At 57.8% G+C, this 12,266-nt stretch carries 10 protein-coding genes; 9 read left to right on the top strand and 1 reads right to left on the bottom strand.

From position 1 onward, the window contains the following. The first annotated feature begins 2 nt into the window (after positions 1–2). The 9 genes from HY010_10490 to HY010_10450 all read left to right on the top strand — a co-directional run bounded on the left by HY010_10490 (position 3) and on the right by HY010_10450 (position 11,346). On the top strand, positions 3–971 hold the full coding sequence (locus HY010_10490; protein MBI3476151.1) for a hypothetical protein: 969 nt from the start codon (positions 3–5) through the stop codon (positions 969–971). Between the two features lie 61 nt (positions 972–1,032). Beyond that, the gene (gene pilQ, locus HY010_10485; protein MBI3476150.1) at positions 1,033–3,141 is read left to right on the top strand and encodes a type IV pilus secretin PilQ; all 2,109 of its coding nucleotides are present in this window, start codon (positions 1,033–1,035) and stop codon (positions 3,139–3,141) included. Between the two features lie 276 nt (positions 3,142–3,417). Continuing rightward, the gene (locus tag HY010_10480) at positions 3,418–4,506 is read left to right on the top strand and encodes an aminopeptidase P family protein (GenBank protein MBI3476149.1); all 1,089 of its coding nucleotides are present in this window, start codon (positions 3,418–3,420) and stop codon (positions 4,504–4,506) included. A 32-nt stretch (positions 4,507–4,538) separates the two neighbouring features. Then, positions 4,539–5,027 carry an acetyl-CoA carboxylase biotin carboxyl carrier protein gene (accB, locus tag HY010_10475; GenBank protein MBI3476148.1) on the top strand — a complete coding sequence of 163 codons (489 nt, stop codon included), beginning with the start codon at positions 4,539–4,541 and terminating at the stop codon, positions 5,025–5,027. A gap of 119 nt (positions 5,028–5,146) precedes the next feature. Next, the gene (accC, locus tag HY010_10470) at positions 5,147–6,508 is read left to right on the top strand and encodes an acetyl-CoA carboxylase biotin carboxylase subunit (protein ID MBI3476147.1); all 1,362 of its coding nucleotides are present in this window, start codon (positions 5,147–5,149) and stop codon (positions 6,506–6,508) included. Continuing rightward, a complete protein-coding gene (locus HY010_10465) occupies positions 6,505–7,413 on the top strand; it encodes an aspartyl protease family protein (protein MBI3476146.1) in 909 nt (302 codons plus the stop codon). The genes accC and HY010_10465 overlap by 4 nt, the downstream gene beginning before the upstream one ends. Positions 7,414–7,444: 31 nt before the next feature. Further along, positions 7,445–8,059: a thiamine phosphate synthase gene (gene thiE, locus HY010_10460; protein ID MBI3476145.1), complete on the top strand. Its 615-nt coding sequence runs from the start codon at positions 7,445–7,447 to the stop codon at positions 8,057–8,059. Between the two features lie 116 nt (positions 8,060–8,175). Then, positions 8,176–9,735, top strand: coding sequence for an amino acid permease (locus HY010_10455; protein MBI3476144.1), 1,560 nt, complete (start codon positions 8,176–8,178; stop codon positions 9,733–9,735). Positions 9,736–9,756: 21 nt separating this feature from the next. Continuing rightward, positions 9,757–11,346, top strand: coding sequence for an amino acid permease (locus tag HY010_10450; protein ID MBI3476143.1), 1,590 nt, complete (start codon positions 9,757–9,759; stop codon positions 11,344–11,346). A gap of 58 nt (positions 11,347–11,404) precedes the next feature. On the opposite strand, the gene HY010_10445 is transcribed toward HY010_10450, so the two are convergent. Continuing rightward, the gene (locus tag HY010_10445; GenBank protein MBI3476142.1) at positions 11,405–12,193 is read right to left on the bottom strand and encodes an SDR family oxidoreductase; all 789 of its coding nucleotides are present in this window, start codon (positions 12,191–12,193) and stop codon (positions 11,405–11,407) included. Positions 12,194–12,266 lie beyond the last annotated feature (73 nt).

Raw genomic sequence — 12,266 nt, 5'->3', positions numbered from 1 at the left:
CGATGAAGCGGACGACCAGCATTCTCGTTTGCACACTGGCTGCAGGCATGGCCTGGGCGCAAAATCCCCAGATCATCGAGAACACGCGCGCCATGATGAATTCGGTGCAGCAGAAGAGCACCGCCGCATCCAACGACGCTCTCGGCGTGAAGCCGGCTCCGGCCAAACAAGCGGCCGTGAAGCCAGCCTCGGCTCCGGCCAAAGCGAGCACAGCCGCAGTCAAGACGACTGCAGCTCCGCCCAAGGCCGCGATCGTTCCGGCGAAAGCGACTGCATCGACGCCGAAGCCAGCAGTCGTTTCTGCCAAGGCAAGCGCGCCCAAAGCTAGTGCACCGAAGGCGAGCGGCCCTTCTTCCACGCCAAGCGTAGCGAAAGCTGCGTCGAGCAGCCCGAAGGCAGCGGAACCCTTTGCACAGAAAAAGGCCCCCGCGGCAGCCGCGCCGAAACTCGGTGTAAAGCAACTTAAGGTTGCAAAGGAAATCAAGCCCGCTGGTGCGCAGAAAGAAAAGAAAGAAAAGAAGGCAGTAGCTGCAGCGCCGAAAGCGGCCGCTCCAGTTGCAGCCCCTGCGAGCAGCGATACGGCCAGCGCGAGTTCGTCGTCGGAATCAACCAGCGACGATCCCGTAAAGGACGAGCAGGACAAGAAGTGGGCCATGTCGGGAAAGCGTGATCCGTTTATCAGCCCGGTGGTCAGCCATGCGGGCGGATCGGGATGCAGCACGGGGAAAAAGTGCCTGGAAATTGGCGCGATCAACCTGCGCGGCGTCGTTCATTCCGATGGCGGCTTCATCGCCGTGGTCACGAACAATTTGAACAAGGCGTACTTCCTGCGCGAGAACGACCCCGTGTTTGACGGCTACGTCGTCAAGATCACAGGCGATTCCATCATTTTCAAGGAAACAGTGCAGGACCGGTTGGGCAAGAGTTTTACACGTGAAGTGACGAAAAAGATTACGACTCCGGCTGTATAGGCCAGGGTTCGTTGTTCGAAGAAATATAGGGGCGAAAGAGCCTCCGATGGGGAGATACGAAATGCGAAAGCAACTGCTGGGTCTCATTCTTCCGCTGCTGGCGTTCGTGCTGATTGCGGCCGCGGCTGACATGCCGGGCAAAGGGGGGGCTGCCGCCTCTTCTCTGCAACGGCTCGAGGTGGCGCACAGCCAGGACGGCCTGAGTGTCGAATTCACGGCCAAGGGCGTGCTCGCGCCTAAGGTGACGACGCTCGACTCCCCGGCGCGTATCGTTGTGGACCTTCCCAACACCGTCATGGCCACCGGACAGCACCAGATCGCCGTTGGCAACAATGGTGTGAAGTCGGTGCGCATCGGAATGAGCGGCCAGGTTCCGCCCACCACGCGTGTGGTGGTCGACCTCGACGCTGCCCGCCAGTCCGAGCTGGTTGCCGGACAGGACGGACATTTCTCATTAAAGATTCAGGGCGCAAACGTCGCCAAGTCGGCCGCCAAGACACCGGCTCCGAAGACGGTTGCCAAGCAGCCCGCCGCCCCGGTTGTCGAACAGACCGCCGCGGTGACTTCTGCTCCGAAGCTCTTGCTCGCTTCGGCTCCGGTGACGACGACTGCAGTGGCCCCCGCGCCTACCGCAGCGGCGCCTTCCACGAAACCGTCTGACTTTGCTTTCGTCGAGCCAACCTACTCCGCGAAGGACGACAAGGCCGCCGTAGAGCCTGCTGCCAAAGCGCAGGACGCTGCTGCCCGCTTCGCCGACAAGACGGCCACCGAATTGGTTGCGGTGAACACTCACGCCACCATGCAGGACGCTGGTAAAGACGGCGGCACGATCACGCCTGCCATCAACCTGGCTGCCGAGCAGAAGACGCAGCTCTCGCAAACCCAGGCCAACAGTGGCCCCAAGTACACCGGCGAGCCGATCTCGGTGAACTTGAAAGACGTCGACCTGAAAGATTTCTTCCGCCTTATCCATGAAATCAGCGGACTGAACGTGGTCCTGGATCCGCAGGTTCACGGCAACCTGACCATCGTGCTCGACGACGTGCCGTGGGATCAGGCACTGGACATCGTGCTCAAGAACAACGATCTTTCCCGACAGCTCGAAGGCAACGTTCTCCGTATCGCGACCGTCGACACCTTGAAGAAGGAAGCCGAGAATCGCCGCGGACAGATCGAAGCCGAAGCACTGGCTGTGGACAAAGTTACGATCACCCGTTTCCTGAGCTACTCGCACTCCAAAGACGTCGTGCCCACGCTCAAGAAGTTCCTGAGCCAGCGCGGCGACATCGTCTCCGACGATCGCACCAATGCTTTGATCATCTCGGACATTCCTGCGGTTCTGCCGCAGCTTGACCGCTTGATCCAGCAGATGGATCGCAAGACGCAAGAAGTTGAAATTGAAGCTCGCGTCGTAGCTGCTACCCGCAGCTTCGCTCGCGACATCGGCACCCAGCTTGGATTTGGCTGGGGCAATGGTCCGACCGCGATCGGCGGTGTGCAGGGTGTAGGCAGCACGTCATCGACCGTGGGTAGCGGCTTTGTTCCGAATCCGCTCTACATCGTCAGCGGCGGCGGCACCACCGGCACGACCATTCCGCTGTTCTCGAACCTCGGCGTAACTCAGCCGACCAGCGGCTTCCAGTTCCTGAACGCAACCAACAACATGCGTATCGACTTCCTGCTCACTCTGGCGGAGTCGCGCGGGCTACTAAAGATTCTTTCCCGTCCGCGAGTAGTTACGCAGAACAACATTCAAGCGATCGTGAAACAGGGCGTCAGAATCCCGATCGTAACCCTGGCTCAGTTAGGTGGTCCGCCAACCGTTTCGTACGTGGACGCTTTCCTGCGCTTGACGGTGACTCCGCAGATCACTTCGGAAGGCACGATCTTCCTGAACGTGGACGTGGAAAACACCACTCCTGACTTCGGCCGTACGATTCAGGGCAACCCAACTTTGATTACTCAACAAGCGACCACGCAGGTCCTGGTCACCGACGGCGGAACCGTCGTGATCGGCGGCGTGATCCAGACCTCAAACTCTCTGAATGTTTCGCAGGTTCCACTGCTCGGGGATATCCCGTACCTTGGCAACCTGTTCAAACGGCGCACGGTATCGACTTCCAACCAGGAGCTGATTTTCTTCATCACGCCACGCATCATTCAGACATAACCGAACTTGAAAAAGACATCGCCGCCGGATCGCTCGAAGAACCTGTCGAGCATCCGGCGGTTTTGTTTTACCAGTTCTCAGTTCTCAGTTCTCAGTTCCCGGTTCTCAGTAACGAGTGCTTCAATTCTTCACATCCGAACACTGAAGGCATGGAGCGTAGTCGCCCGTCACTCTTAATATCTGCCAATGAACTTTCCGTAGGCTGGCCAGCGGCGCCTGGCTTTACTGAGAACTGAGAACCGGGAACTGAGAACTGCCGTTTGCTACACTCCCTCCATGGACCACCCTGGCCGCCTGCGGCGCCTTCAGGCCGCGCTTGCTGACCACAAGCTTGATTTCCTGCTGGTAACGCATCTCCCCAACTTGCGCTATCTCTGCGGCTTCACCGGCAGCGCAGGAGTGCTTCTGGTCGGCGAGCGGGACGTTATCTTCTTCACCGACGGACGCTACCTCACACAGGCCCGCGAGGAAGTTTCCGACGCCCGGATCGTCATCGGAAAGAAATCTTCCGCGCTGGCGGCTGCCGAGTCCTTGACCACATCCCGCATCAAGACTGAGCATCGAGTCGGACTGGAATCGCAATCGGTCACCCTCGCGCAACGTGATCTACTGCGCGTCGCCCTGAAAGGGAAGTGGAAACTCGTTTCCGCGCCTCCCCTGGTTGAGCAGGCACGGCAGGTGAAGGACAAAGACGAAGTTCGTCTGATCAAGTCGGCGATTACGATGGGAGCCAGTCTCTTCCAAATCGCACGCCGGAAGATTCGACCCGGCGTCAAGGAAGTCGAAGTCGCCGCAGCCATGGAGCACCACGCGCGTAGCGCCGGCGCGGACGGCATGTCGTTCTCGACGATCATCGCGTCCGGCAAGCGCTCGGCTGTAGTCCATGGGCGAGCCTCGTCAACCCGGATCCCCCGCCGCGGGTTCGTAGTCTGCGACTTCGGTGTTATACTCGCGGGTTATTGTTCGGATCGGACCCGCACCGTACACGTGGGGCGTCCAGACAAGGCCTCGCGCGACATGTACCAGGCAGTGCTCGAGGCGCAGCAGTCTGCGATTGCCCAGGTTCGCGCCGGAGTCACTGCGGCGTCGGTGGATGAGGCAGCTCGTAAGGTATTGCGCAAGCATCACTTAGCCCAGTACTTCACGCATTCCACCGGACATGGTTTAGGATTAGAGATTCACGAAGCGCCGCGCCTGGGAGTGGGGCAGACGCAGGTTCTGGTTCCGGGCATGGTGATCACGATCGAGCCCGGAGCGTATATCCCCGGAAAACGGGGTGTGCGAATCGAAGACGTCGTGGTTGTCACTTCCAAAGGTTGCGAAGTGCTGAGCCCGACGGATAAAGAACTGGTAATCATTGAGTAGCTGAAGTTGAAGCACGGAACCCGCCACTTACGATGAATCAAAAAGAGCTGAAGGAACTCATCGAGTTCTTAATCGAGAAGGATATTGCCGAGTTCGAACTGGAACGCGGCGATGTCAAAGTGAAGATCAAGCGGGCTGCCGAGCCGGCGCCGCCGGACGCACGCTATTTTGCGGTCCATCCCGCGCCGCCAGCCCCCGTGCTTTCGGTATCGCCTTCGCCGGTCGCGTCGCCGGGTGTGGCGGCCGAACCAGCCGCGCCAGTTGTTCCTGAAGAAGTTCTTCAACCCGTTCGCTCGCCGATCGTAGGCACGTTCTACGAAGCGCCGTCCCCGGGTGCGCCGCCCTTCATCAAGATCGGAGATCGTGTGGAAGTCGGCCAGGTACTCTGCATCGTCGAAGCCATGAAATTGATGAACGAAATCGAATGTGATGTTGCCGGAGAAGTAGTCAAGAAACTCGTTGCCAACGGACAACCCATCGAATACGGACAGGAACTGTTTGGCATTCGTCCGGCGAAATAACGTAATAGGAAACTGTCATCCCGAGCGAAGCGAGGGATGACAGTTCTTGTAGAGACTGATTCGCTTGGTTCGCTCGTCCACCTAAGAGCCAAGAGCTAGCACCTTAGAGCTTTCTACGAATGTTCAAGAAGATCTTGGTAGCCAATCGCGGTGAGATTGCCCTGCGCGTCATCTGCGCGTGCAAGGAACTCGGGATCCGCGCAGTCGCAATCTATAGCGAGGCGGATCGCAACTCGCTGCACGTCCGTTTTGCCGACGAAGCGATTTGTATCGGCCCGCCGCAGCTTGCGCAAAGTTATCTGAATATTCCAGCCGTGATCAGCGCCGCTGAGATTGCGAACGTTGATGCAATCCATCCCGGCTACGGACTGCTTTCCGAGAACGCCAACTTCGCCGAAGTGTGCGAGACCTGCCACATCAAGTTCATCGGTCCTCCTCCGGACGTGATTCGCCTGATGGGCGAAAAAGAAAAGGCTCGCGCCGCCATGAAAAAGCATGGCGTACCCATCCTCCCCGGTTCCGACGGCGTAATCGGTTCGGTAGAAGAAGCCATCGAGTGGGCGCGGCAAGTCGGATACCCCGTCATCATCAAAGCCTCGGCCGGCGGTGGCGGACGCGGCATGCGCATCGTCCGCAAGGAAGACGACCTCCCCACTCTTTACCAGCAGGCGCAATCCGAAGCGTCGAAAGCCTTCGGCAATGGCGACCTCTACATGGAAAAATACGTTGAGAATCCGCGTCACATCGAATTTCAGGTACTCGCGGACGAACACGGTAACGTGGTGAGTCTCGGCGAGCGCGAATGTTCAATCCAGCGACGTCACCAGAAATTGCTGGAAGAGTCACCCTCCGTGCGAGTCACTCCCGAATTGCGCGGGCAGATTGGCGACGTGCTCAGCAAAACTTTGAGTGCGGTCGGATATCAGAATGCAGGCACAGTCGAGTTCCTGATGGATCAGGATCGCCGCCTGCACTTCATCGAGATGAACACCCGTATTCAGGTCGAACATCCTGTGACGGAAATGGTCACCGATGTGGATCTGGTCAAAAGTCAGCTCATGATCGCGGCCGGGGCCAAGTTGTCCGAAGTGTTGCAAGGTCCGATCGTGCATCGCGGACATGCCATCGAATGTCGTATCAATGCAGAGCATCCCGAGAAGTTCACGCCGTCCGCCGGCAAGATCACGACTTTCAATCCTCCCGGAGGCACCGGCGTTCGTATTGACACGGCTGCTTACTCAGAGGGAACAATTCCTCCCTATTACGATTCGTTGATTGCAAAGTTGATCGTGCGCGGAAAAGATCGCAGCGAAGCCATCTCCCGCATGAGCCGGGCGCTTGAAATGTTTATCGTCGAGGGAATTCATACGACGATTCCACTGCATCGCCGCATCCTTGCTGATCCTGATTTCCGCGCCGGAAACTTTGACACCGGATTTATCGAACGGTTCCTCGCTAAAAAAGCCGAGAAGGCAGTGTGAGTGGCAACTTCGTAGCGCCGCCGTTGCGACAACGAGCAAGATACTGGCGCTGCAAATCCGATTGGGTGGTGCTGCTCGCGACAATTCTTGCCGCGACTCTAGCCTTCGCCCAACAAAGCACTTCAAACGAAGAAATCCCCATCGGTCGCTGCGATGTTTTACCCGTCGTGCAGGTCAAGGTCGCCGGACAAGACATGCGCTTTCTGCTCGATACCGGCGCCACAACGATCCTGAATCTCAAAGCGTTTTCTGCGGGAACATCCAGGAAGATCAGCGTCGAATCCTGGCAGGGCTCCGCCGCCACCAGCGCTCGAGAAGTGTCGTTGCCGGATTTCCAGCTCGGCAGTCATGTGCTCCATGAACTCAAACTGCCCGCGATTGACCTCAGCCCGATCGGCAAAGCCTGTGGCGGGACGATCGACGGCATTCTCGGTGTCGATCTGCTCGACCGCATGGGTGTGACGATTGATCTGCAGAGAAAAGTGGCCGTACTCAATCTCGAGCCCGCCGATTCGAAAGCCCGCTTCGCGGAAATGGAGATGGCGATGGGCCACTGCAACGTCGCCTTCAATGAAGCCAAAGTCAGCGAACTGGAAGAGTGTTTTGATCCGGAAATCGTGCTCTACACACCCCACGGAGAATTTCGCGGACGCAAGGAAGTGATGCAGTATTTGAACGAACAGTATTTCAGAAATGCCAAAGCCGGACTGCATTTCGAAATGGCAACCCACGATGTCCGCAGCTTCGGAGACGCGCTCTGGTACTCCTACGACTATAAGTTGGCGAACGCCTCCGAACACCATGCCGGGCACGGTGTTGCCATGTGTCACCGCCAGGCAGGGAAGTGGCTGATTTTAAATATGCACAACGCGTTGGTGGTGCCCGCAATTTCAGCGACGCCTTAAACGGCCATTGCATGACGCTGCCGATGTTTTTATGTTGAAGCTTCCGCCCCTTTATCCGATTCTCGATGCCTCGTATTTCCCAGATGGTGGCGCACTGCTGGCTGCCGCCGAAGACCTCGCGGCCGCCGGCGTCACCCTGATTCAATATCGCAACAAGTCCGGCAACGCACGCCAGATGCTAGAGGACGCCCGCGCACTGAAACGGATCCTCGGCTCTCGCGTCCAACTCATCATGAACGACCGCGCCGATCTCTGTCTCGCCGCTGCTTTCGACGGACTGCATGTCGGCCAGGACGATCTCTCGCCCGACGCTGCCCGGAGAATCATCGGCCCTGACCGTTGCCTCGGAATCTCAACACATAATCCCGAACAAATAGCACTAGCGCACCGGACCGACGCCGACTATCTCGCCATCGGCCCTGTTTTTGCCACCTCCAGCAAAGCGAATCCCGATCCGGTCGTTGGGCTCGAAGGCGTCCGCCGGGCAAGGGAACTGACACGGAAACCTCTGGTCGCCATCGGCGGCATAACGCGCCAGAATGCCCGCTCCGTAATCGAAGCCGGGGCCGACAGCGTGGCCGTGATATCTGACTTGTTACCCGATCCACGCAAATCAGGAGAGGCTTTTTTCGAGGTTCTGAGGTAAATTCAATGACTTGCAAAGATCAGGTGCCAGGTCTTAGGTGTCAGGTGTCAGGAAAACGCTAAGACGCTAGACCTGAAACCTAGCACCTGAGACCTGAGACCTAACCTGGGAGCTTCGTGAGTACTGACGCTAAACCAACTTCCCCAGCAACCCTCGCCGACGATTGGGCGAAACACACCCATCAGGATAAAGAGCTTGTTCAAGGCCTCGGCCTGACCAGCGCGACCATGCTGGTGATGGGCTCAATGATTGGTTCCGGCATCTTTATTGTCTCCGCCGACATTTCCCGTGTAACGAGTTCGCCCGCGCTGCTCATCGGCGCATGGCTCGTTACCGGATTCCTCACGATTGTCGGCGCTCTCAGCTATGGCGAACTTGCGGCCATGATGCCGCGCGCCGGCGGCCAATACGTCTATCTTCGCGAGTCGCTCGGACCGCTCTGGGGATTCCTCTACGGCTGGACATTGTTCCTCGTCATTCAGACTGGCACAATCGCCGCGGTGGGCGTGGCTTTTGGCAAGTTCCTCGGAGTTTTCTGGCCGGCAATTTCCTCGAGCCATTGGATCCTGCATTTCTGGAAAGTTCCCAAATTCACGATTGGCCCCATGGTCTTGGGCGGCATGGACGTTGGTCTCAACACTCAGAACCTCGTTGCAATCCTCGTGGTGGTTCTGCTCTCCATCATCAATATTTTCGGCATTAGAACCGGCGCCCTGATCCAGAACGTCTTCACCGCAGCCAAAGTTTCGGCACTGCTCGGACTCGTCATCTTTGGCGTTTTTCTAGGACGCAATGCCCAAGCCATTGCCAGCAACTTCGGTGCGAACTTCTGGAAAAATGCCGGCCTTGGCACTCTCCACGATGTCGGCGGAGGGGTCCTGGTCTCGACCCTGACAGTCTTGGCGATCGCACAGGTCGGCTCACTCTTTTCTGCCGACGCCTGGAATAACGTCACGTTCACCGCCGGTGAAGTGAAGAATCCCAGTCGCAACCTTCCGCTTTCATTGGCGCTGGGCACGGGCGTCGTGATCGCACTCTACATCGGCTGCAACTTCATTTATCTGGCGGCCCTTCCGCTGATGGGAAGCCCGACCGGAACGACGCTGCTGGAGCGCGGCATTCAATATGCCGCCGAAGACCGCGTTGGCACGGCAACCATGACGCAGATGTTCGGCGCTGCCGGCGGAGCGCTGATGGCCATTGCCATCATGATTTCCGGTTTCGGATGCTGTAACGGCCTGATCCTGGCCGGCGCGCGCGTCTACTACGCCATGGCCAAGGACGGCCTTTTCTTCAAGAGTGTCGCCCGTCTGCATCCCAAATACAAAACGCCCGCCGTTTCGCTGATGGTGTCGATGGTCTGGACCTGCATCCTCTGTGTTTCGGGCAGCTATGGCCAGCTTCTTGACTACATCATTTTTGCGGTGCTGGTGTTCTACATTCTGACCATCATTGGGTTGTTTGTGTTGCGCAAAACGCATCCCGACGCGGAACGTCCCTATAAGGCTGTCGGATATCCCGTGCTGCCCGCGATATATATTGTGATGGCTTTGTTTATCGATGTTGTGCTGTTACGCTACAAACCGCAATATACCTGGCCGGGATTGTGCATCGTACTGTTGGGGATCCCGGTGTATTTCTTGTGGTCACAAAAAGCACGCCCGACTTCAGCCTGACCCATAGGAGCCTAGCGATTCATGACTGACCTGCTCGCGAAAAAGCCGATTGATCAACTCGTTAAAGAAGCGCAGGAAACTGGCGAACACAGCCTGAAACGGACGCTCGGCGTATTCCAGTTGACCGCGTTGGGCGTAGGCGCAGTGATTGGCGCCGGCATCTTCGTTCTTTCTGGACTGGGCGCGCACTACGCAGGGCCGGGCCTGATGCTCTCCTTCGTGCTTTCCGGGATGGGTTGCGCATTCGCAGCGTTATGCTACGCCGAGTTCGCGGCCATGATCCCGCTGGCCGGTAGCGCCTACACCTACGCGTATGCGACGTTGGGCGAAATTTTCGCGTGGATCATCGGCTGGGATCTGACCCTCGAATACGCGATGGGCGCCAGCACCGTGTCCTCCGGATGGTCGAACCACTTCATCGAACTGCTCGATATATTTCATATCAAGATGCCGCTCTGGCTCGCCTACGACCACTGGACTGGATTGCGCGCCGCTGAAAATATCGTGGCTCGCCAGATGGCTGTGGCTTCCGACTCCACGCTCGTACCGGGAACGCAGGCCTTCCTGAATAAAGTGACCGAGATCATGGGCGCTCAGTCGCCGGAACTGATGCAGCGAGGTCACGACCTGCTCAACGCGCCGCACCTTTTCGGCTACGAGATCGGCGTCAATGTCCCCGCCTTCATCATTGCATTGGTCATCACCGCCATCCTGACCATCGGAATTAAAGAGAGCGCTCGTTTCAACTCCACCATCGTCACCATCAAGGTGGCCGTTGTGCTGTTTGTGATTGCCCTCGGCTTCCGCTACGTCAGCGCCAGCAACTGGGGCGGCGACTGGCACAGTTTTGCGCCTTTCGGATTCTCCGGAATCGGGGCCGGAGCTGCTTATATCTTTTTCGCCTATATCGGATTTGATGCTGTTTCGACCACTGCCCAGGAAGCAAAGAACCCTCAACGCGATCTGCCGATCGGCATCATTGCATCGCTTCTGATCTGTACTGCGCTATACATTGCCGTCGCAGCCGTCCTCACGGGCATGGTGCCATGGCGCGAAGTGAACATCGAAGCTCCCATCGCGCGCGCTTTTATGGATCGCGGGCTCACAGGGGCATCGCACATCATCACTCTAGGGGCCTTGGCCGGATTGACCAGCGTCATGCTGGTGATGTTGTTAGGACAGACTCGCGTCCTTTACTCGATGGCCAATGACGGCCTCTTGCCCAAGAAATTCTTCGCGGCCATTCACCCGCGTTTCCGGACGCCCTGGAAGAACACGATTCTCGTTGGATTTCTGGCCGCGATTGTGGGCAGCCTTACTCCAATTGATGACATCGGCAAGATGGTCAACATCGGAACCCTGCTGGCATTTGTCATTGTCTGTATCGCAGTCATGGTGCTGCGCAGTACGAATCCAGGTCAGGCTCGACCCTTCCGCACGCCGTGGGTGCCGTTTGTGCCGATCATGGGCATCCTTTTCAACGGCTACATGATGTACAAGCTGGGATGGGTGAACTGGGCGCGCCTGATTGTCTGGTTGGTGATCGGCCTGGTGGTTTATTTCGTCTACGGCCGCCACCACAGCAAAGTGCAGCAGTCGTTGAAAAGGTAGTGGTCAGTGGCTGGTGATTAGTGGTTAGCAAATCAATCGCTAATCACTAACCACTGATTTATTCTTTTCTGGTTTCCTGCAACTTCCGCGCCACCGCCGTCACCCAACTCCGGGGTGCGAACCTCACCGACTGCGCGGTCAACCAGTTCTTGAATCCCGAGATCACTATGGGCTTACCAGCCATCAGAGCGCGGTAGCCATCCTCGGCGACCGTGCGTGCGTCCATTGCGCCAAGCTTGAAGAGTCGGGCCGTAAGGATGTTGGCGCGCTTGGCGAACTCCGTGACCGTCGGTCCCGGACACAGGCAAGTAACAGTAATGCCTGTTCCTCGCAGCTCGTTCGCAATTCCCTCGGAAAAATGCAGCACGTACGCTTTCGTGGCGTAATAAACAGCCATCAACGGCCCCGCTTGAAACGCCGCCGTGGACGCCACATTCAGAATGCGCCCGCTTTTTCGCTGCAACATCTCCGGAAGATACAAGCGCGTCAGATGGGTGAGGGTGGTGATGTTGAGTTGGATCTGTTGCAGGCATTCTTCCAGATCGTTCTCGGCGAACAACCCGAATTGCCCGAAGCCGGCATTATTAACCAGCACATCGATGGTAAGCTCCGCGCGTGTGGTCTGATCGTGTACGTACGCTGCGGCTCCCGGCGCCGAGAGATCGCTGGCCAGAGTCAGCGACCGCGTTCCATGTGCCTTTTCCAACTCCGACGCAACCTGACGAAGTTTGTCCGCCGTGCGCGCGACCAGCACGAGATTGTAGCCCTCGCGGGCAAAAATCCTCGCCAGTTCCAGCCCGATTCCGAATGAAGCGCCTGTGATGAGAGCGGTTTTGTGGTCCGGCATTAGGGTCCTCGTAAGAAGCCTATATCAAGAATAAAGGCGGGTCCTGAGACCCGCCTTCCAGTTGGTAAAGTCG

This window comes from Acidobacteriota bacterium (assembly GCA_016196065.1).
Classification (GTDB): Bacteria; Acidobacteriota; Terriglobia; order Terriglobales; family Acidobacteriaceae; genus Acidiflorens.
This window is presented reverse-complemented; position numbering and strand designations above follow the sequence as displayed.

Coding starts and splice junctions, on each gene's coding strand:
- HY010_10490 (MBI3476151.1), top strand. CDS start 3: ATGAAGCGGACGACCAGCATTCTCGTTTGCACACTGGCTGCAGGCATG.
- pilQ (MBI3476150.1), top strand. CDS start 1,033: ATGCGAAAGCAACTGCTGGGTCTCATTCTTCCGCTGCTGGCGTTCGTG.
- HY010_10480 (MBI3476149.1), top strand. CDS start 3,418: ATGGACCACCCTGGCCGCCTGCGGCGCCTTCAGGCCGCGCTTGCTGAC.
- accB (MBI3476148.1), top strand. CDS start 4,539: ATGAATCAAAAAGAGCTGAAGGAACTCATCGAGTTCTTAATCGAGAAG.
- accC (MBI3476147.1), top strand. CDS start 5,147: ATGTTCAAGAAGATCTTGGTAGCCAATCGCGGTGAGATTGCCCTGCGC.
- thiE (MBI3476145.1), top strand. CDS start 7,445: ATGTTGAAGCTTCCGCCCCTTTATCCGATTCTCGATGCCTCGTATTTC.
- HY010_10450 (MBI3476143.1), top strand. CDS start 9,757: ATGACTGACCTGCTCGCGAAAAAGCCGATTGATCAACTCGTTAAAGAA.
- HY010_10445 (MBI3476142.1), bottom strand. CDS start 12,193: ATGCCGGACCACAAAACCGCTCTCATCACAGGCGCTTCATTCGGAATC.